At 65.1% G+C, this 25,701-nt stretch carries 21 protein-coding genes; 14 read left to right on the forward strand and 7 right to left on the reverse strand.

Features of this window, described 5'->3' with window-relative positions:
• Nucleotides 1–31 precede the first annotated feature (31 nt).
• Complete coding sequence (locus ABZU69_RS21675; RefSeq protein WP_354966147.1) at nt 32–1,159, reverse strand: ABC transporter substrate-binding protein; 1,128 nt, start codon at nt 1,157–1,159, stop codon at nt 32–34.
• 646 nt (nt 1,160–1,805) lie between these two features.
• On the opposite strand from ABZU69_RS21675, the gene ABZU69_RS21680 reads away from it, so the two are divergent.
• The 14 genes from ABZU69_RS21680 to ABZU69_RS21745 all read left to right on the forward strand — a co-directional run bounded on the left by ABZU69_RS21680 (nt 1,806) and on the right by ABZU69_RS21745 (nt 13,685).
• Complete coding sequence (locus tag ABZU69_RS21680; protein ID WP_354966148.1) at nt 1,806–2,696, forward strand: isocitrate lyase/PEP mutase family protein; 891 nt, start codon at nt 1,806–1,808, stop codon at nt 2,694–2,696.
• Complete coding sequence (locus tag ABZU69_RS21685; RefSeq protein ID WP_354966149.1) at nt 2,696–3,964, forward strand: aconitase family protein; 1,269 nt, start codon at nt 2,696–2,698, stop codon at nt 3,962–3,964. Before ABZU69_RS21680 ends, ABZU69_RS21685 begins: the two co-directional genes overlap by 1 nt.
• Complete coding sequence (locus ABZU69_RS21690) at nt 3,961–4,524, forward strand: hypothetical protein (protein WP_354966150.1); 564 nt, start codon at nt 3,961–3,963, stop codon at nt 4,522–4,524. The genes ABZU69_RS21685 and ABZU69_RS21690 overlap by 4 nt, the downstream gene beginning before the upstream one ends.
• Nucleotides 4,525–4,544: 20 nt before the next feature.
• Nucleotides 4,545–6,158 (forward strand): FAD-dependent oxidoreductase, encoded by a 1,614-nt coding sequence (locus ABZU69_RS21695; protein WP_354966151.1) that lies wholly within the window; start codon nt 4,545–4,547, stop codon nt 6,156–6,158.
• Between the two features lie 26 nt (nt 6,159–6,184).
• On the forward strand, nt 6,185–6,619 hold the full coding sequence (locus tag ABZU69_RS21700; RefSeq protein WP_354966152.1) for an organic hydroperoxide resistance protein: 435 nt from the start codon (nt 6,185–6,187) through the stop codon (nt 6,617–6,619).
• A 34-nt stretch (nt 6,620–6,653) separates the two neighbouring features.
• Nucleotides 6,654–7,517 (forward strand): SDR family oxidoreductase, encoded by an 864-nt coding sequence (locus ABZU69_RS21705; RefSeq protein WP_354966153.1) that lies wholly within the window; start codon nt 6,654–6,656, stop codon nt 7,515–7,517.
• 2 nt (nt 7,518–7,519) lie between these two features.
• Nucleotides 7,520–8,281 (forward strand): SDR family oxidoreductase, encoded by a 762-nt coding sequence (locus ABZU69_RS21710; RefSeq protein ID WP_354966154.1) that lies wholly within the window; start codon nt 7,520–7,522, stop codon nt 8,279–8,281.
• Nucleotides 8,278–9,261 (forward strand): NADPH:quinone oxidoreductase family protein, encoded by a 984-nt coding sequence (locus ABZU69_RS21715; protein ID WP_354966155.1) that lies wholly within the window; start codon nt 8,278–8,280, stop codon nt 9,259–9,261. Before ABZU69_RS21710 ends, ABZU69_RS21715 begins: the two co-directional genes overlap by 4 nt.
• A 29-nt stretch (nt 9,262–9,290) precedes the next feature.
• Nucleotides 9,291–9,938: an HAD family phosphatase gene (locus ABZU69_RS21720; RefSeq protein WP_354966156.1), complete on the forward strand. Its 648-nt coding sequence runs from the start codon at nt 9,291–9,293 to the stop codon at nt 9,936–9,938.
• Between the two features lie 26 nt (nt 9,939–9,964).
• A complete protein-coding gene (locus ABZU69_RS21725) occupies nt 9,965–10,606 on the forward strand; it encodes an SDR family oxidoreductase (protein ID WP_354966157.1) in 642 nt (213 codons plus the stop codon).
• Nucleotides 10,607–10,691: 85 nt separating this feature from the next.
• Nucleotides 10,692–11,144: a MaoC family dehydratase gene (locus ABZU69_RS21730; RefSeq protein ID WP_354966158.1), complete on the forward strand. Its 453-nt coding sequence runs from the start codon at nt 10,692–10,694 to the stop codon at nt 11,142–11,144.
• Between the two features lie 2 nt (nt 11,145–11,146).
• Nucleotides 11,147–12,226: a phosphotransferase family protein gene (locus ABZU69_RS21735; RefSeq protein ID WP_354966159.1), complete on the forward strand. Its 1,080-nt coding sequence runs from the start codon at nt 11,147–11,149 to the stop codon at nt 12,224–12,226.
• Nucleotides 12,226–13,455 (forward strand): acyl-CoA dehydrogenase family protein, encoded by a 1,230-nt coding sequence (locus tag ABZU69_RS21740; protein ID WP_354966160.1) that lies wholly within the window; start codon nt 12,226–12,228, stop codon nt 13,453–13,455. The genes ABZU69_RS21735 and ABZU69_RS21740 overlap by 1 nt, the downstream gene beginning before the upstream one ends.
• Nucleotides 13,452–13,685, forward strand: coding sequence for a hypothetical protein (locus ABZU69_RS21745; protein WP_354966161.1), 234 nt, complete (start codon nt 13,452–13,454; stop codon nt 13,683–13,685). Before ABZU69_RS21740 ends, ABZU69_RS21745 begins: the two co-directional genes overlap by 4 nt.
• 528 nt (nt 13,686–14,213) lie before the next feature.
• On the opposite strand, the gene ABZU69_RS21750 is transcribed toward ABZU69_RS21745, so the two are convergent.
• From ABZU69_RS21750 to ABZU69_RS21775, 6 genes are all read right to left on the reverse strand, one after another.
• On the reverse strand, nt 14,214–15,278 hold the full coding sequence (locus ABZU69_RS21750; RefSeq protein WP_354966162.1) for an integrase core domain-containing protein: 1,065 nt from the start codon (nt 15,276–15,278) through the stop codon (nt 14,214–14,216).
• Nucleotides 15,275–16,003 carry a hypothetical protein gene (locus ABZU69_RS21755; RefSeq protein WP_354966163.1) on the reverse strand — a complete coding sequence of 243 codons (729 nt, stop codon included), beginning with the start codon at nt 16,001–16,003 and terminating at the stop codon, nt 15,275–15,277. The genes ABZU69_RS21750 and ABZU69_RS21755 overlap by 4 nt, the downstream gene beginning before the upstream one ends.
• A 388-nt stretch (nt 16,004–16,391) precedes the next feature.
• Nucleotides 16,392–18,134, reverse strand: coding sequence for an ATP-binding protein (locus tag ABZU69_RS21760; RefSeq protein WP_354966164.1), 1,743 nt, complete (start codon nt 18,132–18,134; stop codon nt 16,392–16,394).
• Nucleotides 18,135–18,884: 750 nt separating this feature from the next.
• A complete protein-coding gene (locus ABZU69_RS21765; protein ID WP_354966165.1) occupies nt 18,885–22,025 on the reverse strand; it encodes a DEAD/DEAH box helicase family protein in 3,141 nt (1,046 codons plus the stop codon).
• Complete coding sequence (locus ABZU69_RS21770; protein WP_354966166.1) at nt 22,022–23,221, reverse strand: restriction endonuclease subunit S; 1,200 nt, start codon at nt 23,219–23,221, stop codon at nt 22,022–22,024. Before ABZU69_RS21770 ends, ABZU69_RS21765 begins: the two co-directional genes overlap by 4 nt.
• On the reverse strand, nt 23,218–24,963 hold the full coding sequence (locus ABZU69_RS21775) for a class I SAM-dependent DNA methyltransferase (RefSeq protein ID WP_354966167.1): 1,746 nt from the start codon (nt 24,961–24,963) through the stop codon (nt 23,218–23,220). Before ABZU69_RS21775 ends, ABZU69_RS21770 begins: the two co-directional genes overlap by 4 nt.
• Between the last annotated feature and the right edge of the window lie 738 nt (nt 24,964–25,701).

Raw genomic sequence — 25,701 nt, forward strand, 5'->3', positions numbered from 1 at the left:
CGACGGCCCCAAGCGCCGGCGAGTTGTCAGTTCAGCCGTTCCACGACTGGATTTCGCCGTTCGGCTTTGTGTAGCTGACGATCTTGACACCCGCACTCGCGTCGAGTTGACCGCCGTCGAAGGTGACCGTCCCGTAGATCGTGTTGTCCACCGACTTCAGGTCACCCAACGCCTTGGTGAGGCTCGCCCTGGTCGGCTCGTCACCGGCGGCCTTCAAGCCGACCGCCATCGTCCAGATCGCGTTGTAGCCCTGCGCCGCGAAGTCGTCGGGGTCGGCCCCGTACTGCTTCTTGTAGTCGTCGGCGAACTTTTTGCCCTGGGTGTTCGCGGCGCTGGCGAGGTAGTACACCGGGAACGGGACCTTGTCGAGCGCATCTGGCTGCGATTTGAACACCCCGGTACCGACCACGGTCTCACCCGTGATGATCTGGCCCTTGTAGCCCTTGTCGTGCAGGGCCGCGATCATCCCGACTGCCTCGGACTGCGTGGCGGCGACAACGATCGACTCCGGGTTCTTCTGGATCAGTTGCGCGGCAGCGCTCGTGAAGTCGGTCTGCTTCGACAGGATCCCGACCTGACCCAGATCGCTGACGCCTGCCGATTCGAGGCCCTTCTTAAACGCCGCCGCCTGGGAGACGATGCCGGCGTTGTCGGTCATGACGCTGTACGCGGCCGACTTCAGACCCTTCTTTTCGGCGACGGCCTTGCCGATGGCCTCGTTGGCGGGGTGCGGCATGGTCGTCGTCCGGATGACGTACGGCAGCTGCGCCATGTTCGGCTCAGTCGCGCCCCAGATATCGAGGGGCACCTTCTGCGCGATCGCGATGGGCTTCACCGCTCCCGCTACGGGGCTGAGGATGCAACATGCCAGCCCGAGGATGCTCTTGTCAGCCGCCAGTTGCGCGGCGACACCCGCGGATTTGGCTGGATCCTCCGAGCCTTCCTTCTTGACGAGTTCGATCTTCCGACCGGAGCCGATCAGGCCCTGGTCGTTGACGTGGTTGGCCGCGATCGTCGCACCCTGCAACCAGGAGCGGCCAGCGCCAGCCAACGGACCGGTCTCGGCGACGATGATGCCGATGCGGGCCGAATTTCCACCACCTGAGCCCGTCGAACCCGAGGTCTTTGCGCAACCGGCGGACAGCGCCACGACGGTCACGACGATGGGTGCCAGAGCGAGGCGGAGCGAACTCCGGCCGCGCGTCGAGGGGCGATGAGTTGTCCTCGTGCGGCGCACTGTAACTCCTTGCTCGAGTGTCGTCTACTGCCGATCTGCTCGGCATGCGCGGTCACGGCGCTGAGCGCGCGCACCCACGGATCGGGGGCGCGACCTTCGCCGCTGTGAGCGTCAGGCGCCGCAGGGTTGCCCGGCCCTCGACCTACAGCTGATGTGAGGAGATTGTCCCGTTTCGTTACCGCCATCCGGTGCCTGCGGTCACGCAGCCACTTCCCTGTGTGATTCGGATACCGAACCGTGGTGCGGATTACGGTGAACGCTAGCCGGACCCACCCTGCCGGTCAACATCCCCGAGGTCGGATTTCGGGCGACCACCCGCACGAGTACGGGACGCGCATCGCGGGACCGCCCCTTCAGGGTCTTCCGCACCGTGTCCGCGAACTTGATCATGCCAGGCCGATGGCGCCGAACATTCCATGCCCGGCGGTGCCGTTCGGGGTGACGGACACTCTCGTGCCCGGGGACACGCAAGAGTTGCCCCTTGACGCTGGTCCGACCTCCGTCCAAGATGTCTCATGTCACGCAGTACGGAACGGCGTCCGGATTCCGGACCAAGGAGGTTCGGCTTATGACCACAACGTCGGTGGCGCAACTCCTCGAGCACGAGCGGTTGGTGTACGCGCCCGGGGCATGGGACGGCCTCTCGGCTCGCCTCATCGAGCGCGCCGGCTTCCGCGCCGTGTGCTCCTCCGGATACGCCATATCGGCGTCACTGGGAATGCCCGACGCCGAGCTCTACACGATGACCGAGAACATCGGCGCGATTCGCCGTATCCGCGAAGGCTGCTCCCTTCCCCTGATCGCCGATATCGACACGGGCTACGGCAACGCTGTGAACGTTATGCGCACGGTCAACCAGGCCCGCAACGCGGGCGCGAGCGCCGTCTTCATGGAGGACCAGGTGGCGCCCAAGAAAGAGCCGCTGTGGGTCAACCAGCCGGTACCGCTGATTCCGATCGAGGAGGCCGCCGGAAAGATCCGCGCCGCGAAGGACGCCGCTGACGGCGTACTGATCATTGCTCGAACCGATGCGCACGGGGACGACGCGCGGCGCCGCCTCGGCGCGTACCGAGCGGCGGGCGCCGACCTCCTCATGCCCGTGACGCGCTCGTTCAGCTCTGTCGAGGAGTGGTCGGACGCGAGCGAGGAGTTGGGCCGCGACCTCGTGTCGACCATCACCGCCGGGACGTGGGTCGAGAAGGAGTTCACCCGAGAGGTCCTCCTCGAACTCGGAGTGCGCATCGCACTGCTGCCGAACCAAGCCGTCCACGCTGCAGCGGGAGCGATCGCTAACGCCCTACAGCGGCTGTACGACGGCGAACCAGCCACGGACGTGACTGCCGACGGTATGGCTCCGAAGGAGATCCCGGCGCTGCTCGGGTTCCCCGAAATTCTCGAGCTACAGGCGAAGTACCACGCGTCGCAGTCCGAGCTGACTGCCATCGAAGGAGGCATGTGATGGGCAGCACGATCACGGAGAAGATTCTCGCGCGGGCCGGCGGTCTTCCCGTGGTGCGTCCCGGCCAGAACGCACCGTTCCACCCCGACTACATGATCGCCTACGACTTCCCCGGCTATACGGACGTCATGTTCCGGCAGATGGCGGACGACTTCGGTATAACAAAGGTCAGCGACCCCGAGCGCTACGTGCTGTTCATCGACCACCTGGTGACCAGAAACGACGAGCGCGAGCAACAGATGCACCAGGTCACCCGCGACTGGGGACGCGCAAACGGCGTCGAGGTGCACGAGGGAATGGGGATCGGGCACCAGGTGGCCGCCGAGCTCGGCTACGCCATCCCTGGCAACTTCCTGGTCCACTTCGACGGACACATCAGCGGGCTCGGCGCCTTCGGCGCGCTCGGCTGGGGTGTCCGCAAGGATCTGCTCGAAGCGTGGGTCTCCGGCGCCGTCTACCTCGACGTACCGCAGACCACGCAGTTTCACCTGAACGGCACATTCGCCCCCGGGGTCGACAACCGCGACCTTATTCATCACATCATCGCAAGGTACGGCGCGGACGCGTGTGCACACCAGGTGATGGAGTACGTCGGCCCAGGCGCCGAGGCGATGTCGATCGACCGTCGCCAGGGACTGTGCGCCATGGCCATGTTCACCGGAGCCGTCTCGGCGATTTTCAATCCGGACGAGACCTCGCTCGCGTACAGCCGGCGGGTCGCCCGCAAGCCGTTCGAGCCTGTCTACAGCGACCCGGACGCCGAGTACGCGGCCAAGCACACGATCGACCTGGACGACCTGTCACCGCAGGTGGTGCTGCCCGGGTCGGCGAAGTCGGCCAACACGAAGCGGATCGAGGAAGTGGCCGGGGTCGAAGTCAAGCACGCCTACATCGGGTCGTGCGCGAGCGGCCGGATCGAGGAGATCCGAGCCGCCGCGGAGATCCTGAAAGGCAAGAAGGTCGCGCCCGGGGTCAACTTCAACGTCGTTCCGACCTCCGAGCGGATCTACGCACAGGCGAAGGCGGAGGGGCTGCTCGACATCCTCGCGGAGGCCGGTGCCCGCATCGCCCACGCGTCGTGCGACTTCTGCATCGGCTACGCATCCCCGCTGCAGGCAGGCGACAAGTGCATCTCGACCGGAGTGCTGAACATTTCAGGGCGCATGGGCAGCACCGAAGCCGAGATCTTCATGGGCAGCGCTTACACGGTAGCCGCATCGGCGCTGAGCGGGCGTATCACGGACCCTCGCGAGGTGGCGACCGCATGAGCAAGCCAGACTCCCCAGCCGTCCCGGCCGTACTCAAGGGTCGGGTGGCCTGGATTTTCGATTCGGACTTCGACGTCGACCTGATCATCGGTGTGGAGAACATCAAGTACTACGACGTCGACAAGCTCGCGTCGGTGTGCATGAAGGCGTACGACCCGAACTTCGTCAACGACGTCCGCCCCGGCGACATCATCGTCGGCGGTCGGAACTTCGGCTACGGCCACCCGCACTACCCGGCGATGATCGCGATGCGCAATGCGGGGATCGTCGCCGTCGTCGCCGAGTCGTTCGCACCCGGCTTCTGGCGGGGCGAGCTGTATCAAGGGATGCCACTGGTCGCCGTACCGTGCATCTCGTCGGCGGTCCAACGGTGGGATGACGTGGAGGTCGACTGGCGGACCGCCACCGTGCGGGTCGTGTCATCAGGACAGGTGTTGCAGGGCAAGGCCCCGAGCGCGCACGCGATCGAGGTCATCGAGGCCGGCGGTGGGTTCAACCTGCTGCGCCAGAAGTACTGTGCAGACGCAGCAGCCGCTGCCCAATCCGCCGCGTCCGCATAGCAGCGGCTGGCCGTACCGCTATGCCGGAATACGACCTGATCTGCGTCGGAGGTGGCCTGGGCGGCTTGGCCGCCGCTGCCCGTGCCGCCTCCTCCGGTCTGCGGGTCCTTGTCATCGAGGCCTCCCAGTACCTGGGCGGCGGCGGCGCGTACAGCGGCGGCCTGATGTGGGCGCCCGGCGCACCCGACGGCGACCCGCCCGACAGCGTCGACGCCGCCGACGCCTACCTCCGCTACGCTCAGGGTGAACGCAACTCCGACGGCGATCTCCGCCGCGAGATCCTCTCGTCGGCGCAAGAGGCACTGGCGTTCTACCGTTCGCTCGGCATCGACTTCGAGGTGGTTCCGGGGAACCCGGACGTCTACTACCCCGATGCGCCCGGCTCGATGCCGAGCGGACGGATGTTGGAGTGCGCCATCGAGGGCGCACGACTTCAGCGACTGCGGTCGCACCTGTCCCCCTCCCCGCACTACCGGGCGGGCTTGCGGCACCGCGAACTGTTCGACAGCACGCGGACGCCCCAGCAGATCGAGGCGTTGTTCGCCGAACGTGAGCGTGATGACTTTCTGACGATGGGCATCGGCCTGGCGGCTGCCTTCGTGCGAGCGGCGCTCATTCAGCACGACGTCGACTGGGTCCTCGGACATCGCGTCCAGCGGCTGGTCGAACACTCGGGCCGGGTCAGCGGTGTGCGCGCGGTCGACCCCGGTGGGCACGAGTCGGAGTTCTTCGCCCGACGCGGCGTCCTCCTAGCGACCGGCGGCTACGGCTGGGCCGACTTCGCGGCCGACCTCGAGGGGCTGCCCGACTTCGTCGAAGCCGGACCGCCATCGATCCGCGGTGATCACTTGTGCCTCGCGGAAGCGGCCGGCGCGGCGGTGGTACGCGGTGGTGGACCCCAGTTCTCGATGGGCGCGCATCTTCAATCGGGGGACGTCCACAGCGGCACGGAGGCTCCCCTCTACAGCCAACTGTTCGACGTCATGGGACTGCCGCACACCATGGTCGTCAACCGCGCCGGACGCCGCTTCGGCGACGAAAGCTACTACGTGGGCATCAACTCAGCCCTCTCGCGGTGGGACCCGGCTGGCCGGCGATGGGAAAACTTCCCCTGCTACCTGCTGTTCGACGAGCAGTTCCGGAAGAACTACCGCCTTGGCACGTTGCCTGCGGGCGCAGCCTACCCCGACACGATCGCCCGCGCGGACACCCTTGAGGCGCTGGCCGCGACCGTCGGGATCGACGGTGAAGCCCTCGCCGACACCGTCTCCGACTTCAACGCGAACGCCGACCTCGGCATCGACCCGGTATTCGGCCGAGGATCGAAGGCCTTCGTCCGGCGCCGATACGGCGACGCGCGGCACCAACCGAACCCCAACCTCGGAGCCATCGCCGAACCGCCCATCTACGCGCTTCCGCTGCGGCTGCTCGGCATCGGGGTGTGCACGTTCGGTCTACAGGCCGACGCGGACGCCCGGGTACTACGACGCGACGGGACGCCGGTCCCCGGGCTGTTCGCCACCGGTAACGCCGTCGCGACCACGGAGTTCCGCGGCTACGTGACCGGATACGCCAACACCCGCAACATCGTCATGGCCTACCGGGCCGGCTGCGCTGTCAGCGCAAACTCCTGATCGAGCAAGAGAGGAGCGTGCTTCTCGTGACAACCCAACTTGACCGTGTCACGTACACGGCCACGGCTACCGCAACCGGTGGGCGCGCAGGACACGTGCGATCGGACGACGGCTTGCTCAATGTCGATCTACGCGCGCCCAAGGCGATGGGTGGGCCAGGTGGGGCGACAAACCCCGAACAGCTCTTCGCCGCCGGCTACGCCGCTTGCTTCCAAGCGTCCATCGGCGCCGCTGGCCGCCGGATGAAGGTCGACACTTCCGGGTCGCTCGTAACCTGCCACGTCAGCATGGGTCCAGTCGGGACCGCGTACGGCCTGGCGGTCCGCCTCGATGTCGAGATACCGAGCGTCGACGAGGCCACCTGCCAGAAGTTGACCGAGGAGGCACACCAGATCTGTCCGTACTCAGCCGCCACCCGGGGAAACATCGAGGTGGACATCCAGGCCCGCCCCGCGGGCTGACGGCTCCTCATCACCAGCCGCTCACCACGCCCGGGTGCTGGCGGTGCGGCGTTCACGTCGCGCGCCGGCACGCGGGCGAGAACCCGGAAAGGATCCGATAGGAATGACGCAGTCGGCCGTCCACTTGGCTGAGGCTGTCCTGATGGGCAACAGGTTCGAGGGCAAGGTCGCCGTCGTCACCGGAGCCAGCCGCGGCATCGGCCTCGGCATCGCCGAACGGCTCGTCGCCGACGGTGCGAAGGTGTGCATTACGGCCCGCAAGCAGGAGGCGCTCGACGCGGCGGTGCAGTCGCTCGGCGGACCGAAGAACGCGATCGCGGTCGCCGGCAAGGGCGACGATGTGGACCACCAGCGCGAAGCGGTCAACAGGACGATCGAGACGTTCGGCAGGGTCGACATGCTGGTGAACAACACCGGCATCAACCCTGTCTACGGACCCATGGTCGACCTCGACCTCGACGCCGCGCGGAAGATCTTCGAGGTGAACTGCCTGGCCGCGCTGTCGTGGGTGCAGCAGGCCCACCTGGCCTGGATGGGTGAGCACGGCGGGTCGGTCGTGAACGTCTCCTCGGTCGCCGGGATGAAACCGGCCCCGGGGATCGGGTTCTACGGAGCCAGCAAGGCAATGCTCGCGCACATCACCGCCGAGCTTGCGGTGGAGCTCGGGCCACAGATCCGGGTCAACGGTGTCGCTCCCGCAGTGGTGAAGACCAGGTTCGCGACCGCCTTGTACGAGGGGAGAGAGGACGAGGTCGCCTCCGCGTACCCCCTCAAGCGGCTCGGCGTTCCCGACGATGTCGGTGGTGCGGTCGCCTTCCTGCTTTCCGACGACGCCGCATGGGTCACCGGGCAGATCCTGGTCGTTGACGGCGGGCTCACCCTGACTGGAGGAGTGTGACCGTGGCGGGCGTCGACGTCCGCGACAGGGGTGAGGTGGTCACCAGTGCCGATCACGGCATCGGGCGCGCGATCGCCGCGAAGCTCGCGGGTGGCGCCCGGGTCGTGGTGAACGACCTGGACGCTGCGGCCGTGAGGCTGGTTGCCGAGGAGATTGGCGGCATCGCGGTGCCTGGTCATGCGGCCAGCGAGGTCGCCGTGCTGGTCGAGTCCACCCAGCAACAAGCCCGGCGCGATCGACATCTATTTCGCCAACGCATCGACACCGGCAAGGGACTCGACACCCCCGAAGACGACTTGGCGAGGGTCCTCGACGTGAATGTAATGGCGCATATTCGAGCCGCACGCCTTCTCGTGCCGGCCTGGCTGGCCTCGGCCGGCGGCCGTTTCGTGGTCACCACCTACACCGCCGGTCTGCTGAGGATGACCGGCAGCGCGCCGTACTCGGTCACCAAGCACGCGGCGGTCGCGTTCGCCGAGTGGCTCTCGATCACGTACGGCCAGCGAGGCGTCACTGTGCAGGCGATCTGCCCGCAGGACATGAAGGCCCGAATGTTCGACGATTGCCGGACCGCTGGAAGAGCTGCTCAGCGACGACACCGCGCGCACCCCGGAGCAAGTCGCGGAGGAGGTCTGGCAAGGGCCGCAGCACGACCGCTTCCTGATCCTGCCGCATCCGCAAGTTGCGGAGTACTAAACCGACCGCTGGCTCAGTGGGATGCGCAAGCTCGAGCGGCGACTGGAAGAAGGAGGTTCGGCGGATGAGGGCCTGGCAGGTGCACCAGCTCGGTGAGCCGCGCGAGGTGCTGCGGCTGCAGGAGGTGCCCGACCTCGAGCCTGCCGCCGGGAGGCTCGTGGTGCGGGTGCGTGGTGCTGCGGCCAACTTCCCCGACGTGCTGATGTGTCGAGGCGAGTACCAGGTGAAGCCGGGACTACCGTTCACACCCGGCGTCGAACTCTGCGGTGAGGTGGTCGCACTGGGTGAAGGTGTGACCGGCTTCGCGGTCGGCCATCGGGTGATCGGTGCGTCGGTGCTTCCCGCCGGCGGTTTCGCCGAGTACGCGGTGATGGATCCGGCCACCACGTTCCCGGCCCCTGCCGGCCTCGACGATGCCGAGGCGTCCTCGTTCTACATCGGCTACCAGACCGGCTGGTTCGGGCTGCACCGCAGGGCGCAGTTGCAGGCCGGGGAGACGCTTCTGGTGCACGCAGCAGCCGGCGGCGTGGGCAGCGCGGCCGTCCAGCTCGGCAAGGCAGCCGGGGCCCGGGTCGTTGGTGTGGTCGGAGGACCGGACAAGGCCGACGTGGCCCAGGCCCTCGGTGCGGATGTCGTTGTCGACCGTCGTTCCGAGGACTTCGTCGCCGTCGTCAAGGAGGTCACCGACGGCCGCGGCGCGGATGTCGTCTACGACCCGGTCGGGGGCGAGGCCTACCAGCGGTCCACCAAGTGCATCGCATTCGAGGGCCGAATCCTGGTGGTCGGCTTCGCCGGCGGAGACATCCAGTCCGCAGCCCTCAACCACGCGCTGGTCAAGAACTACTCCATCGTCGGCCTGCACTGGGGGCTGTATAACCAACACGACCCCGCAGCCGTCCGGAAGTGCCACGACGAGCTATCCAAGCTGGCAGCTGACGGCCTGGCCACGCCGCTGGTCAGCGAACGGCTCGACCTCGGCGGTGTCGCCGACGGCCTACAGCGGTTGGCGGACGGTACGACGGTCGGCCGGGTCGCCTACGTCCCCTGAATTCATACTGCCGATCGAGGAGGAAGCAGATGACGCACGGCGAGAGCGCGACTGTCGCCGCGGTGGTCTTCGACTACGGCGGTGTGCTCACCAGCCCGGTGCGTGACTCGACCGTGGCCTGGCTGAATCGGGACGGGATCGACCCGGCGTCGTTCTCCAGAACGTTGAAGGCGTGGATGTCCCGCTCGGCGCCCGAGGGCACACCGATCCACCGCCTGGAGACCGGTGAGCTTGCCGCCGCGCAATTCGATACCCTGCTCGCCGCGGAGCTGGTCGCCACCAATGGTTTACCGGTCGCCCCCAACGGGCTGCTGCAGGCACTGTTCGCAGAGATGCGACCGGACCCGTTGATGTTCGACCTCGTCGAAGAGCTCAAGTCCGCCGGGGTGCGAGTCGCCCTGCTGTCCAATAGCTGGGGCAACACCTACCCGCGGGAGCTGATCGACGCATTGTTCGACCCGGTGGTCATCTCCGGCGAGGTCGGGATGCGTAAACCGAACCCGGAGATCTTCGCGCACACCCTAAAGCTGCTCGATGTCGAACCCGGTGCGGCGGTGTTCATCGACGACGCCGTCGCGAACATTGAGGGCGCGAGACGGGCAGGCCTGCGCACAGTCCTGCACGTTGACGTCCACACCACACGAAGGCAGCTTGCTCGGCACGTTCTGAGTCTGTGAACACACCCCCAGCTGAAGGAGGCCCCGTGACCGCAACCCGTCGTACGGCCATCGTCACCGGAGCTGCACACGGCATCGATGCCGTCGTCGTCAGGCGGCTGAGTCGGGACGGCTTCGCCGTGGCCGTGCTCGATCTGGACGAGTCGGCCGACAAGCCGGTCGTCGAGGAGATCGAGGCCTCCAGCGGCAACGCCCGCGCGGTCGGTGTCGACGTCGCAGACGAGCAGGCCGTCGACCATGCCGTCGCGCGGGTGGCCGAGGAACTCGGTGCGCCGATGGTACTGGTGAACAACGCCGGCATCATCCGCGACAACCTGCTGTTCACGATGACCGCCGCCGACTGGGACGCGGTGATGAACGTGCACCTGCGCGGTTCGTTCCTGATGAGCACGGCAACCGGCCGGGCTGCAAGGTTTCACCAAGACGCTGGCGATGGAGTGACCGCGAACGCGATCGCCCCCGGCTTCATCCAGACCGAGATGACCGCAGGCACCGCGGCCCGGGTCGGTGTCCCGTTCGAGGACTTCAAGGCCGCTGCCGCCGCGCAGATCCCGGTAGGCCGCGTCGGTCAGCCCAACGACATTGCCGCCACTGTCACGTTTTCGCGCGCGAGGACGCGTCGTTCTTCTCCGGCGGGGTCATCTACGTCGCTGGCGGACCGCGACTGAGATGCCGTGAACGCACGTTGGCGGCTTCTCCGCGCTCATGGCGACACATGTACGGACATCACCCGTCCCGTCACAGGAGTATGCAATGCAGAGGTTCAAGGAGCTCGACGACTGCGAGCAGGCGGTCGGATCCCATCTCGGCTACAGCGGATGGCACACCGCCATCCAGCAGCAGATCGACCTGTTCGCCAAGGCGACGGGTGACCACCCGTGGATCCACGTTGACCAGGAGAGGGCCGCGTCCGGGCCCTTCGGGACGACAATCGCCCACGGTTACCTGACCCTGTCGCTAGTACCGAAGCTGGTCTGGGAAATCTACAAGGTCGACGGGCTGAGCATGGGTATGAACTACGGGTCGAACAAGGTCCGGTTCCCGTCGCCGGTTCCGGTGGGCTCCAGGGTCCGCGCTGGCGCCGAGCTTGTTGCGCTCACCCGGGGCGCCAACGGGGCACAGGCAACGGTCCGCGTAACCATCGAGCTGGATGGCGGCGACAAGCCCGTGTGCGTGGCCGAGACCGTCTCCGCGCTGGTGCCCTGACGATGGGTGAGCAGGTGGATCTAGCCGGCCGCGACCTTGCCGGGGACGACCTCGCAGCCGGCAACCCTCCGGGACTCGACCTGGCAAAGTTCGAGGCGTTCCTCCAGCGCGCCTGCACGGGCGCGGTTGGGGGGCCGTTGCGGGCACGGGTAATCGCGGGCGGCAAGTCCAACCTCACCTACGAGGTCACCGACGGCACCAGCTGGTGGATCGTACGTCGCCCGCCGCTCGGTCACGTCCTCGCGACCGCCCACAACATGACCCGTGAGCACCGGGTGATCAGCGCGCTGCAGGGCACCGACGTGCCGGTGCCGCATACGTTCGCGCTGTGTGAGGACCCGGACGTGGTCGGCGCTCCGTTCTACGTGATGCAACGGGTGGACGGTACGCCGTACCGCCACGCCGCACAGCTGCAACCGCTAGGCGCGGAACGCGTTAACGCCATCTCCACCCGGATGGTCGACGTCCTCGCGGCGCTGCACCGCGTCGACCCAGCCGCCATCGGCCTCATCGACTTCGGCCGCCCGGATGGCTTCCTCACCCGCCAGGTCCGGCGCTGGCGCAAACAGCTCGACGCCTCCCGCAGTCGGGACCTCGCCGGCGCCGAACAGTTGCACGCGCTTCTGGAGGCCGCCGTGCCGACCGCGGGGTCGACGCCCGCCATCGTGCACGGCGACTACCGGCTGGACAACCTGCTGGTCGACCACGACGACCAGATTGCCGCGGTGATCGACTGGGAGATGGCCACCATCGGGGATCCGCTCACCGACGTCGCGCTGCTGCTTGTCTATCAACGGATGCCCGCGCTCGACGGCGGGTACGCCGTCACTGACGCCTGCACCGCCCCGGGCTTCATTACCGACACACAACTCCTCGAGTGCTATGCGGCAGCCAGCGGACGGGACCTGCCGCGGCTGGGCTTCTACCTCGCACTCGCCTACTTCAAGATCGCCGTGATCCTCGAAGGGATCCACTACCGCCACACCCACGGGCAGACCGTCGGCCAGGGGTTCGAAACCATCGGCGCCATCGTTGAGCCCCTGATTGCCGCCGGACTCACATCGCTGAAGGAGCACAACTGATGGACTTCGCGTTCGATGCCAGAACCGAAGAGCTGCGCGAGAGGCTGCTCGCGTTCATGGATGAGAAGATCTACCCAGCCGAGCCGGTGTTCGCCGAGCAACTCTCGGCACTGCACGACCCCTGGGCCTGGTCCACGGTCCAGGTCCTGAAGGAGTTGCGGGCAGAGGCCCGCGTCCGAGGCTTGTGGAACCTCTTCCTGCCCGGCGAGCACGGCGCTGGCCTGACCAACCTGCAGTACGCTCCCCTCGCCGAGATCACCGGACGCAGCGGCCACCTCGCGCCGGCCGCCCTGAACTGCTCCGCCCCGGACACCGGCAACATGGAGGTTCTCGATACGTTCGGCGCCGACCAGCAGAAGAAGCAATGGCTGCAACCGCTGCTCGCCGGCGAGATTCGCTCGTCGTTCGCGATGACCGAGCCCGACGTCGCCTCCTCCGACGCCACCAACATCGCCACCCGCATCGAACGCGACGGCGGCGACTACGTCGTCAATGGCCGCAAGTGGTGGATCACCGGGGCGATGAACCCCGAAGCGAAGATCTTCATCGTCATGGGCAAGACCGATCCGTCGGCCGAGCGGCACCGCCAGCAGAGCCAGATCCTCGTCCCGCGCGACACCCCCGGCCTGGCGATCAAACGCGGCATGCACGTGTTCGGATACGACGACCGCGACCACGGCGGCCACGCGGAGCTCGAGTTCACCGACGTACGCGTCCCCGTCTCGAACCTCATCGGTGGCGAGGGTGACGGGTTCGCCATCGCCCAGGCAAGGCTCGGCCCCGGCCGCATCCACCACTGCATGCGCTGCATCGGCATCGCCGAACGCGCCATCGAGCTGATGTGCACCCGCGCCTCCGAGCGGGTCGCGTTCGGAAAGCCGCTCGCCGAACAGGGTGTCGTCCGGGACTGGATCGCAGAGTCACGGGTGCGGGTGGAGCAGCTGCGGCTACTCGTGCTCAAGGCCGCCTGGTTGATGGACACCATCGGGAACAAGGGCGCGCACACCGAGATCCAGGCAATCAAGATAGCGGCGCCAAAGACCGTCGAGTGGATCCTGGACAAGGCGATCCAGGTACACGGCGCGGGCGGCCTGAGCCAGGACTTCCCGCTGGCCGCATCGTTCGCCGGGATCCGCACCCTGCGGTTCGCCGACGGCCCAGACGAAGTACACACGAACGCGCTAGCTCGCAACGAGCTCAGGCGCCAGACGAAGGCGAGAACCGCATGAGTGCCGACGCGACCATCGATCCGATCGTCGGCTCGACCGTCCGAGGCGACCCGGGTCGAGGAACTGCTCGCGACGAACGATCCGGCGAGCACCGACCGGCCGGACTTCCTGCGCGCCCGTTCGACGCCGGCTTGGCCTGGGTGCACTTCCCCGACGGGCTCGGCGGGCTGGGCCTGCCGCGCCACCGCCAGCCGTTCGTGGAGATCAACGAGTACCAGCGGTCAGCCTGACCCGAGCAACGAAGCCCGAGGCCATGGTGCCCGCATCGAGTTGCTGCACGTCCAGGCACAGCTTGTCGCGGACCTTCATGAGGAAGTGGATCGTGTCCGAGGGGCGATCGCGACCAAGAATCCATGATCGTCGTCAGGGAAGAACTACAACTGGCACCCAGATAACCGCCGCTGACGGTGACGTCGAAGGTTCAGGCAATCCGCCGATTCGCGCAGTTCACCAACGAATATCCGTGGGTGGTGAGTTCCCCTGAGTTCCCCCCGCTTTGATGGAGCGGTGGTTACCTGCTGCCGGCTGGCGCAGGGGTGGCGATAGGTGGTTGGGCTGGTTGCCTCTGGCGGGTGTGCCAGGCGGTTTCGTACTCGTTCGGGCGGAGGTAGCCCAGTTCCTTCTGTATGCGGCGGGTGTTGTACCAGCCGTAATGGCAACAGAGGACGCCCGTACCAGCCGTTGGCCGTCGAGCCTGGGAATCGAGATCGGCGCCTTGTTGAGGATCGTGGCCTGTGGGGCTCGTAAAGCCGGTTCGGCTATGCTGCCTGCGAATACTCGTTGATCAACCCGCCGAGGATCGGGCGTCGTCGGACCCTGGCGGCGGTCAAGTCAGTGACTCCCGACGGCGGGTTGGGCGGCTGCTGGCCGAGCGATCGATGTGGGCGGTGGCTGTTGTAGTGGGCCGTGTACTCGGCGAGGACGGCCGCGAGGTGGCGCTCGCCGACGATGAGCATCCGGTCGGTGCACTCCCGGCGTACGGTGCCCACCCATCGTTCGGCGAACGCGTTCGCCTGGGGCGCCTGCGGCGGGGTCTTGATCACGTCGATGCCTTCGGCGGTGAACACCGCGTCGAAGATGTTCGTGAACTTCGTGTCTCGGTCGCGCAGCAGGTACCGCAGTCGCGCCGCGCGTTGATCTAGGTCCATCAGTAGATTCCGTGCTTGCTGGGCCACCCAGGCGCCGGTCGGATGGGCGGTCACCCCAACCACGTGGACTTGGCGGGTGGCGATCTCGACGAAGAACAGCACGTAGATCCGCTTGAGTAACACGGTGTCGACGGTGAAGAAATCACAGGCCAGGATCGTGTGGGCCTGGGCGGTCAGGAACTGTTTCCAGGTGGGTCCGGACCGCCGGGGTGCCGGGTCGACCCCGGCCTGGTTGAGGATCTTCCACACTGTGCTGGCGGCGACCGGGTAGCCCAGGCCGATCATTTCGCCCTGGATGCGACGGTGCCCCCACGACGGGTTCTCCGCCGCGAGTCGTAGCACCAGGTCGCGGACCTGCTTGTCGACTGGGGGCCGGCCCGGCCGGGCCTGCGGGTACGTCCATCGTCGGGCGACCAGTTCGCGATGCCACCGCAGTAGCGTGGCCGGGGTGACGAAGAACGCCGACCAGCGTGGGCGGGGCAGCAGCCGCGACAACACCGCCAGGACCACCCGGTCGGCCGGTTGCAGGTCGGGGCGGGTCACCTGTCGGCGCAGCACCGCCACCTGATGGCGGAGCACCAGGATCTCCACATCCTTGGCCCCGTCGTCGCGGGCGAGCTGGGACAACATCTGCAGGATCTGGCGAAGCAGCAGGTACACCAACGACGCGCTCATGGCCACGAGCATGACGGCTGCGCCGGGCTCGAGCTCGCACAGAACCGCACTTCAGACGGCCGAACCGGGTATTCGAGCCCCACACGCTGGGCTCGACCATCCTTCTGCCACCAGTAAGCCGCCGCTGCTGCCAGCAGCATTGTTGTTGCCTGCAGGCCACGTGGAGCTCGCGCGAGCGTCCGGCCCATCTCCCAGATCGCCAAGGAAGTCACCGCCGTCGGCAGGCCGACGGCGGTGACGGCCATCTCGAACTCGGCGTGATTGGCGCCGGCGTGTGTGAGGGGCAGCCAGTTGTAGGAGCCGAACCCGTAGTCGGTCAGGTCCCCATCTTCGGTGAGGACGCAGCACTGGGCCAAGGCAGCGGCCAGCCGCGCCGTCGGCGCGTCGGTGGGGTGCCGCTGTTCAACCTCGGCAACCTGCGGGTGGGTGGTGCCCCACTCGTCCGGAACGTCTACGACTCGGGCGTACTGCAGGTAGTACCGGCGCCATCGGCGCACGGCCTCTACAGCGTCAACTCCTCGGTCCGCTGCGTAGCCTGGCAAGTCACGTTCGACCTCGGTGAGCACATGCATAGAGATGACTAGCCGGTAGGTGTCGTGATCAAGTGCCACAATGAGGCTTGTCAGCCGGCCGTTACGAGTGCCCTGAACGACATCGTTCATGAGCGCGCAGGTGTCACCCACCAGCAACGTAGGCGGAGCGACCCGCCACAGCGACCGAGGCATGCCGCGAAGGTATCCGGTTGGTCCGACAGTTTCGACCTGATCTGGCTACGGCGGGCGGGGCCGAGGACACGGCGCTCATCCCGCTTACCGTAGATGGAGCATCGTGACGGGCCTGCCTCAGTCACTGGTCTTACTCGACCGGCTCATCGCCTTGGGTCGGAGCGAGTCCAGGGCCACCGACAGCTTAGGCCTTGTAGTCAGCCGCTGGCTCATACTGTCCAGCATTGCCGCCGTTGGCCGTTGCGGCTCGTTAACACCCGCCGTCACTATAGCGATACGTAACGCTAAAGCTTGTCACGATACTCAAGGGTCCCTGCAAATCCGTGAAAGTCGACCCACATCGCTGCTTCAAGCGAAGTTCTTTACGTTCGAAGCTTGGGTGAGCGAGCTAGCTTGAAGGAAGGCCAACGACGTCAAAGAACGCCCTATTGCGCTGGTTTGCAATGCTGAGAAGCCTGTCAAATGAGATCACTTCGATGTAAGCATTGAAGTGCTCATGGTACCCAAAAAAGCCCATGCCGTCGTCGGTTGGATTTAACCGGTGCATTCGACAGCGCGAGATGAGCGATGTCGTCAAGTCGGCAATTATATAGCAGAAACCGGGCACTCGGTCAACCCCAGGAATCGGCCTACCCTTCGCAGTCCTTACGCCGCCATCTCGGACTCGCTGCAAGTAGTTCAAGCACTGCTCGATGGGGTCCTTGGATTCGCCAGCTGAGGCGTCATTTCGCATGGGACGCTTTATTTCGATAATTGATAGCGAGGCCCAGCGAGGCGAATCGCCTTCAGCGACGAGAACGGGAGCATCGCAGGTCTGCAAAGCTAGGAGATCAGGCTCTCTAGTCGAGGTGGAACCGGTGATCGGCATCGACCTCAAGGATTTGTCAGACGCAAGATAGTTGTGAAACGCGAGGCGCTCATCGATTATCCACAGATTGCTTGCCCGGTGCGCATCATCTTCGGACGTCGTCCGCATAGGCATAATCAGATTGTGGATTAAGTCCTCTCGGCAGTACCTGCCGTCAGGTTGTTGCTCGATTACGCGGGCCAGCAAGTCAAGGATGAGTTTGCGACGGGATACATACGCTGCCAGGTCGGATTTCTTTACGTCCTCAACCTTCGCCAAGTATTCATCCAGCCTCTTATTATATTCTTCATCAGTTAGGTTCAGAATCGTTGCCTCTCCGAGGACTTCCTGACCTTCTCGCAATACTTCAGCTTCGAAATCTGCCAGCCGCTTATGAAGTTCCAGTTCCAGGTCCTTGTCACTCAGAGTCGGATCCAGCCCAAGTCCCTTCTCGTCTATCCGTCGAAGTACCGGCCTGTATCGGGGAGCTTTCCTGCTTACGAATGTTTCGACCCGGTCCCGCCCCTTTTCCCGAGCGGCAGTGAGGCTGTCGCTCAGATACTCTTCTACATGCCGGAGGAGCGCCTGACGAATTTCAGATCGCGAAGGCTCCTCAGCCAGGTTGTCCTGTGTGAATTCCGACTCCTCACCGACGCCTGTCGCCGTCTCCTCCAGGTCGAAGTCGGTCCTTTCTGGACGTACGCGCTCATCCAGAAAGGCAGAAGTCAGATAGCCGGAGTAGATAAAATCCCCTTCATCGTCGGCGAGCGGGCCATGCAGGCCCATAATCTTTCCGGCTATTGATTCCTCAACAACGACGCGATTTGCTGCACACCAGTTCAGGCTCGGCACCGACTTGGCGCTCGTCTTCAGCTTGAGGTGAATAAGATCGAACTTCTTGCCTTTGACTACAACTCGATCGATTTTCGAACTGGATTTCATGTAATCTTCGAAGACCACGTGCAAGTCGATAGCTTCGCCGTTGTCAAACACGACAATGTCTGGCGCGCCGCCCTCACGCACGAAGTACCACAAACAGTGCTCAAGGAGGTTTCTAGCTATTGTGGAACCCATCTTGCGTGAACTCTGTTGATAGCTCTTACTAAATCCCAGCAAGCTGACCTCGGCGAAGGTGTCCCCGGCCGCAACTTCCTTCACCTCGTGGTCAGTGACGCCATCCTGGGCCGTAAAGCGAAAACTCCTAGATTTGAACTGGCCGGCCTCTTTGAAGACGCTCAAGACCTCCACGTGCCGAAATGCCTTCAGCCACAAGAGCCTGCCCACGCCGCGGCAACCTTGTTTTAATTTGTATTCGCTGTCAAGCGTCTCGAATGATTCGATGTTTGCACTATGAAAACCAGCGCCATTGTCTCGGACTCGAAATCCTGTAATCGGCTCTTGGGGCGCTCGGCCGGGTAGTCGCAGGTCCAGCGTTCCCTGCGCAGACCGGATGATGTGGATTTCGATGCGACCTTGACTTACGTCATCGTGCGTGGCATCGATAGATTGGATCGAGTTAACGACTGCCTCGAAGAGCGGGAACAGGCCGTGGGACTTTGGGAGGAGGGTGTTCCGAAGCCGCCCTGACAAGGATGTGTTGATCACAAGCCGCCCCCTCAGCGATTCAGTAACAGTCAGTGTATTGGCCCTCAACTCTCTGGTACAGAGAGGATAGTCTGACCTGCCGAGGCCCGCTCGCCCCCGCATGGCACCCGTTCGGACGGTCTGGGCACACAGCCCGTTCCGTCTCCCGCTGCAAACTACAAACAAGGTCGCGCGCTTGTGGAGTGCCACGGTAGGGAGTTCAAGGCGGCGCGGTCCTCCGAGTCCTGGTGCTGCTGCTGGTTACAGCCGGCTGTGGATCGTGGAAGCCTCGCGTCGCGTCGGCGTCACATCGACGTCCGCCTCCAGCCGGATGACCGTCACCCAGGCGGTGACGCAGGTATCGGGGACCCGGTCATTGCTACCGCAAGGAAGCACCAACGGCGGCTGTTGAGGTGTTGGCGTCGGTGAGACCCGCCGCGGCCAGGCTGCTCACACGTCGGTCCGCTGATCGATCGCGGTTTCGTAGAAGGCGTCCGCAAGTGCCGTGATGACGGCGCTGATGCCAGGGCCGTCGCTGAAGAAGTAGTCGGCCATGGTGTTGTGGGCCTCCTGGTTGTCGACGACCGCCTCAGTGACCGCCGCTTGGAAGTCCTGCGATTCCATGAACTGCTTCTTCGAGTTCACCTTGGTCTGGTTGACCAGGTCCGGGTAGGTGAGCAGCTGCTGCACCAGTCCCTGCACGAACTCACGGACCTGAGACGCGGAGAACGACTCGGCGCCGAAGAGGTCGTTCATCTTGTCGATGACGACCTGCAGTGCGACGTACTTCGGCTCCTTCTGTGTGCCGGTGCCCGCGGCGCCGATGCCCTTGAGTTCGCCGTCACCGGTCAGCGAGATGTCGACCGCGGTCCCCTTGTTGTGCTTGACCCCGACCAGGACGACGTCGGAGAGGTCGACCTCCGCGGCCCAGGAGGAGTCTGCGATGACTTTCTCCAGGAGCCGCAGGAAGATCGACAGCATCTCCATGTACGGGTCGCCGTAGTCGACGATCTGGCTCATGAAGTCGTAGAGCCGGACGTAGGTGGACACGTCCTTGCGGAACAGGTCGAGGGTGTTGAGGGTGACCTTGTCGTCGGCCTCGATCGCTGCCGCATAGCGGCGGGCGAAGTCGTTCTTGGCCGGGCTGATCGCGGCCGAGAGCGCGTTGTTGCCCTTGCGGGTGACCCACAGTTCGGCGACCTCGCGCACCTGCTCTGGCGTATAGATCCCGGCCTGGGCGAGCTTGGTGGCGAGGTGGACGACAATGTACGGGTCGGTCTCGGTCTCCAAGGTGGCGTTGGTGAAGTACGGCTCAAACGCAGCCCGAATGTCCTCAGGCTTGTTCACGAAGTCGATGACGAACGTCTTGCGCTTCTGCTCCCCACCCGCAGTGCGGTGGGTGCGGTTAAGCCGGGACAGCGTCTGCACGGCGGTGACCCCGGAGAGCTTCTTGTCGACGTACATCGCCGAGAGCAACGGCTGGTCGAACCCTGTCTGGAACTTGTTGGCGACCAGCATGATCTTGTACGTCGCGCCCTTGAAGGCGGCGGCCAGGTCCCCGCCGGCGCCGGGGTTGAGGTTGGCCTCGGTGAACTCGTCGTCCTTGCTCGGCTGCGGGCCCCAGTCCGAAGCCCACTCCTCGTTCTCGGCCATCTTCACAGCATTGGAGAACGCGACTAGGGTGCGGTAGTTGTACGAGGCATCCTTGGCGGCCCGCTTGGCGATGTAGGCGTCGATCGCCTTCTTGTACTTCACCGCGGCCTTGCGCGAGTCGGTCACGACCATCGCCTTCGCCTTGCCCTCCAGCAGGTGGGCGACGTTGGCGTGGAAATGCTCGACGATGATCTGCACTTTCTGGCTGATGTTGGTCGGGTGCAGCTTCACCCACCGCATCAGCCCTTTACGCGCTGCGGCCTCGTCTACCGTGTCGCTGCCATCGCCGTTCTTGAGCCGACTGGAGATCTTCAGCGCGGTGTCGTAGGACTGATAGCCCCTGAGCACGTCGAGGATGTAGCCCTCCTCGATCGCCTGCCGCATGGAGTAGAGGTGGAACTCGACCGGCTTCCCGTCATGACCCCTGCGGCCGAAGAGCTCCAGGGTCTTGTTCTTCGGCGTCGCCGTGAACGCGAAGTAGGAGATGTTCTCCGACTCGGCCCGCTCGGTCATCTCCGAGGCCAGGATTGCCTCGACGTCGACCTCACCGCCTTCCTCGATCTCCTTGACCTCCTCCGCGGTCAGCACCGCCTTGAGCTTGGAGGAGATCTGCCCGGACTGCGACGAGTGCGCCTCGTCGGCGATCACCGCAAACCGCCGGCCCTTCAGCGACGAGTCGGCTCGGATCTCGTCGAGGGCGAACGGGAAGGTCTGCACCGTCACCGCGATGATCAGCTCCCCGTTCTTCAACGCGGTCGCCAGCAGCCCGGATTTCGACTTCGCCCCCGCCTTGCGGACGTCCTCCGGGCTGATCGTGGCCACAATCTTCCCCGACCCATCGATCTGCCGGATCGCGTCCTGGAGCTGCCCGTCGAGGACGGTGCGGTCCACCACTACGATCACCGAGTCGAAGACCTTCTCGTCGTTTACGTGCAGCCGCGCCAGCCGGTGCGCGGTCCAGGCAATGGTGTTCGTCTTCCCCGACCCTGCAGAATGCTCGATCAGGTAGCGATGCCCCACCCCCTCCTCGCGCACCGCTGCCACAAGGTTCGTCATGGCCTCCCACTGGTGGAACCGAGGGAAGATCATGCTCGTACGCCGCACCGACATTCCGGTCGCGACATCCCACTCTTCCTTGATCTCCACGATCATCAGCCGGCCGATGATGGTGAGCCAGGCGTCCTTCTCCCAGACCCGCTCCCACAGGTACGCCGTCGCCGACCGCCCGCCCTCAGCCGGCGGATTTCCCGCGCCACTCTCATGACCCATGTTGAACGGTAGGAAGTGCGTCTTCTCGCCCTCCAACTTGGTGGTCATCGCGGCCAGGTCGTTGGAGACCGCAAAATGGACCAGCGCCCGATGCCCGAACGACATCAGCGGCTCCGGTCGCCCGTTGGTCAGCGGCCGCCGGCCTTTGCGGTACTGGTTGATCGCGTCATCGAGAGACTGGGTGAAGTCGGTCTTCAATTCGACGGTGGACACTGGAAGCCCGTTGATGAAGAAGACCAGGTCGATGCTGCGTTGGTCTGCGGTGGAGAAGTGCACCTGCCGCATCACCCGCACCCGCATCGCCGCGTACTGCTCGTTGGTGGTCGCGTTCAAGCTGGTCTCGGGCCGGAACTGGGCCATCTTCAGCCGGCCACCACCGATGTACTGCACCCCGTTGCGCAGGATGTTCAGCGTCCCGCCACCATGTTCGAGAGGCTTCTCGAGCGCCGTGGTCAGCACGTCGAGGAACTTCGCCTCCGACCCCGCAGCCTTCAAAGCCTTCGCGTACGCCGCTGCTTGCGTCTCCTCCAACCAGACGAACAGGTCCGCAGGAAATAGCGCCCGCTCCCGGTCGTAGCCGTTGTCGTCCGCCGAGTACAGCCACCCGTGAGCCTCTAGGTACGCGCAGATCTCGGACTCGAAGACGACCTCGTTGTGATCGCCCGTCACGCCATCTCCCGTACGTCGACCTGCCCCGTCACTGCCGCCGTGATCAACGCGGACCGCCGCTCCTTCGAGAGCTCGATGAACTGCTCGGTCTCCGTGATGAGATTGTCGATCTTCGCGGTCTGCTCGTCGAGATAGGTAGCGATGCGGCGCTGCTCTGTGAGATCCGGAAGCCAGATCGGCGTTGTACGCAAGACCGGCAGCCGAACGTTTGCCACCGTCGAGCCGTTTGCCGAGAGCCGGAAGTGGCCCTGCACGCGATCTGAGTAGATCTGCCAGAGCAGAAACGCCCCGACGCATACCGTGTGGTCGATCCGCAGTAAAACCATGCGCTGGCCCAGGCAAATCCGATCGTTGGGAACCATGCATGCCTCGCCAGCGGGCGCCTCACGCGTGAAGAGAACGTCTCCGACGGTTGGTGCTCCGGCTGCGTTCCGCGCCTTCCAAGTGTCTGCGTCGACTGGCAACCCATTTCCCGGGCGATATTTTCCGTTGCGAACGGAGGCAGTTCGGACTGCCTCGTACTCGCCGTCGTCTGAGACTTCCGGCGTCGTGTGCGGGCAATCGACAACGTCGATGCAGGCGTTCTGTAGCCGGACGTTGGGCGCAGGGCCACCGAAGACTCCGTCAACAAGCGAGTGGCGTCGCTCCCGGAGCATCTCGATCAGGCGCTGCTGCTCCTCGATGAGCGTGTCGATGCGGGCGGTCTCGCGGTCGAGGTAGTCGGCTATGGCGCGCTGCTGCTCAGCCGCGGGCAGGGAGATCTCGATCGCCTTCATCTCGTTCCAGTACAGGCGCCACTGGGACGGGCGGATGCCCGTGGAGCGGAGGGCGTACTGGTCAATCAGGGCGCGCGAGCGGAGCAGACTGTGGAGGAAGCGGCGGTCGTACTCGGGGACAGTCGGCCGGAGTACCTCGTAGTCGGGGCTGACGATGCCCTGGTGCTCGGAGATTCCGAGCGAGCCCTGCCATGCCTTCATCCGGTTCACGACGAGGTCGCCGGGCTGCACGAGCTGGTAGTTGCTCAGATTCTCCGGCGTGCGATTGAAGTTGTCGGTGCGGCTGTCCTTCGGGATCACGCCGTGGTCGCGGTAGACGCTGAGGACCATCTCGTCCTCGTGGCCGCGATCGGAGACCGGCTGGAACAGCCAGCCGAGACGGGCCGTCGTCCACGGCTCAGGCAAGGCGGTCGTACTCACTTCTCAACCTCCCGCAGTAGGTCAAGAATCTTGGCGACCTGCTTCTCCAGGTCGGCGTCGATCTCGGCGAGGGGCCGGGGTGGGACGTACTTGTAGAAGTGGCGGGTGAAGGGGGTCTCGTAGCCCGTCTTGGTCTTGGCCCAATCGATCCATGAGTCCGGTACATGCGGCTTCAACTCGGCGCCGAAGTACGCCTGAATGACCTCGACCTTGCCGGCTGCACCGACCGTCGAGCCGCCATAGGTGAAAGGGACGTTCTCGGTGTCGCGCTTCTTCGTGTCCGGCTTGGGCTTGCCGTTGCGGTCGACGACGGGGTTGCCGGACTCGTCGAGGAGGGGGCGTTCGACGGTGATGGTCCAGTAGCCGAACTCGTCGTTGCGCAGCACCTTGGAGTAGTCCGGGTCGGCGTCGGTGAAGTCGGCGTACAAGCGGACGACCTTGGCGCGGTCGGCGTCGCTGATCTCGCGGCCCTTGGAGCCGAGGTTCTTGCGCATCTTGGTCCAGAACGAGGTGCCGTCGATGAGCTGGACCAGGCCCTTGCGGTCGGGGTGCTTGTTGTTGTCGAGGATCCAGATATAGGTGGCGATGCCGGTGTTGAAAAACATGTTGATCGGCAGCGCGACGATGGCATCGACCAGGTCGTTCTCCAGCAGCCACTTGCGAATGTTGGAGGGACCGGACTCGGCGACGCCGTTGAAGAGCGGCGAGCCGTTCATCACGATCCCGGCCCGGCCGCCGCCGTCCTCCGGTGCCCGAATCTTGTGGACCAGGTGGAGCAGGAAGAGCATCTGCCCGTCCGAGGTCGACGGCAGGCCGGGAGCGAACCTGCCGTAGGGGCCCGCCTCGTCGCGCTCCTTCGTGACCGCCTTGGCGTACTGCTTCCAGTCGACGCCGTAGGGCGGGTTGGACATGCAGAAGTCGAACTGGCGGCCCTTGAACGCGTCATCGGTCAGGGTGTTGCCGAAGGCGATGTTGGTTGCATCGTGGCCCTTGGCCAGCAGGTCGGACTTGCAAATCGCGTACGACTGCGGGTTGTACTCCTGGCCGTACAGGCTCAGCTTCGCCTCGGGGTTCTGGGCGAGCAGGTGCTCCTCAGCCAAGGCGAGCATGCCGCCAGTGCCCGCAGTGGGGTCGTACAGCGTGCGAACGATGCCGGCCTCGGTCAGGTCGGCGTCCTTCTCGGCGAAGAGAAGGTCGACCAGCAGCCGGATCGCGTCCCGCGGGGTGTAGTGGTCACCGGAGGTTTCGTTCGCAGCCTCGTTGAACTTACGGATGATGTACTCGAACGCATCGCCCATGTCGGCGTTGGAGACGACCTTTGGATGCAGGTTGACGGCCTTGAAGGACGTGATGACCTCGCGCAGCAGCCCCGCCTTCTCCATGGCGAGGATCTCCTTCTTGAAGTCGAAGTACTGGAACACGTCGACATCGGGCGAGAACCGGTCGATGTAGTCGGCCAGGTTGTCCGCCAGCCCATCGGCGTCAGCCAGCAGGTTGGCGAAGGAGTAGCTTGAGGTGTTGTAGAACGGCCGGCTGGTCGCCTTCTTGACCTCGACCCTGAGCCGGTTCGGGTTGTCGTACTTCGCCGCCAACTCCCGCACCGTCTCCCGGTCCGGCTCGAGAATGCAGTCAAGGCGGCGCAAGATCGTAAGCGGGAGGATCACGTTGCCGTACTGGTTGGGGCGGTATGGGCCCCGAAGCTGGTCAGCGATCGACCAGATAAAACTACCGAGGGTGCTCACAAGGCTCCTTACGAGGCTCGCTCGACGAAATCGTGGACGCCCAGCGCGAGCCCGCGCGCGCCGTCCGAACAGGCGTCGCACAGTCTACGACCGATGCCCTCGCGCGACGGGTACGTCCTGCTGCCCTTATGCCTGAACGCTCCTTCGCCCCCATAGCTGGACACGACCTCGTCAACTGGAGCGCCGATGGAGGGCCCATCGGACCGGCGGCGATCAGCAGGCCCGCCAGCCGCTACCGGTGCCCCACGATGGGCGCCGGTAGGGGTCTTCCAACTCCTTAAGAGACCGACCGGCGCCGACGGGTAACGCCGCACCTCTGCCGGATGGCTCCGACGCAGCCGGATACCAGCGCCGGACGCCCTGCTCCCAATCTGCTCCCAATTTAAGGGGTAGAACGGCAGAAGCCCGTTACCGGCAGTTCCAGTAACGGGCTTCTGACCTGCATACATCTACGGTGGGCGATACTGGGATCGAACCAGTGACCTCTTCGGTGTGAAACAGGACGCCGCACTGCCTCTGAGCAGGGGAAACACGAAGCCGCAGGTCGGGCCGGGGTGCCGTTGACTGCAGTTGAGTGCTGTTCGATGCAGTTCAGCACCGTTCGGTGCACCCCGCTGCTCCCAACCTGCTCCCCCACGTCCGGCGGGCAATCGTCCCGCGGGGTGCTCGACCTGCCGGCGGGCAGCGGCACAACCATAGGGGCGTCATCACGCTCCATCGCCAGCTCGGCGTTCTCCC

It is taken from the genome of Micromonospora sp. NPDC005206, from assembly GCF_040608175.1.
Taxonomy (GTDB): domain Bacteria; phylum Actinomycetota; class Actinomycetes; order Mycobacteriales; family Micromonosporaceae; genus Micromonospora.

Excerpts from the sequence above, each read along its gene's own strand:
- ABZU69_RS21680 (WP_354966148.1), top strand. The coding sequence starts at position 1,806 with ATGACCACAACGTCGGTGGCGCAACTCCTCGAGCACGAGCGGTTGGTG.
- ABZU69_RS21685 (WP_354966149.1), top strand. The coding sequence starts at position 2,696 with ATGGGCAGCACGATCACGGAGAAGATTCTCGCGCGGGCCGGCGGTCTT.
- ABZU69_RS21690 (WP_354966150.1), top strand. The coding sequence starts at position 3,961 with ATGAGCAAGCCAGACTCCCCAGCCGTCCCGGCCGTACTCAAGGGTCGG.
- ABZU69_RS21695 (WP_354966151.1), top strand. The coding sequence starts at position 4,545 with ATGCCGGAATACGACCTGATCTGCGTCGGAGGTGGCCTGGGCGGCTTG.
- ABZU69_RS21715 (WP_354966155.1), top strand. The coding sequence starts at position 8,278 with ATGAGGGCCTGGCAGGTGCACCAGCTCGGTGAGCCGCGCGAGGTGCTG.
- ABZU69_RS21720 (WP_354966156.1), top strand. The coding sequence starts at position 9,291 with ATGACGCACGGCGAGAGCGCGACTGTCGCCGCGGTGGTCTTCGACTAC.
- ABZU69_RS21730 (WP_354966158.1), top strand. The coding sequence starts at position 10,692 with ATGCAGAGGTTCAAGGAGCTCGACGACTGCGAGCAGGCGGTCGGATCC.
- ABZU69_RS21735 (WP_354966159.1), top strand. The coding sequence starts at position 11,147 with ATGGGTGAGCAGGTGGATCTAGCCGGCCGCGACCTTGCCGGGGACGAC.
- ABZU69_RS21740 (WP_354966160.1), top strand. The coding sequence starts at position 12,226 with ATGGACTTCGCGTTCGATGCCAGAACCGAAGAGCTGCGCGAGAGGCTG.
- ABZU69_RS21745 (WP_354966161.1), top strand. The coding sequence starts at position 13,452 with ATGAGTGCCGACGCGACCATCGATCCGATCGTCGGCTCGACCGTCCGA.
- ABZU69_RS21750 (WP_354966162.1), bottom strand. The coding sequence starts at position 15,278 with ATGAGCGCGTCGTTGGTGTACCTGCTGCTTCGCCAGATCCTGCAGATG.
- ABZU69_RS21755 (WP_354966163.1), bottom strand. The coding sequence starts at position 16,003 with ATGCCTCGGTCGCTGTGGCGGGTCGCTCCGCCTACGTTGCTGGTGGGT.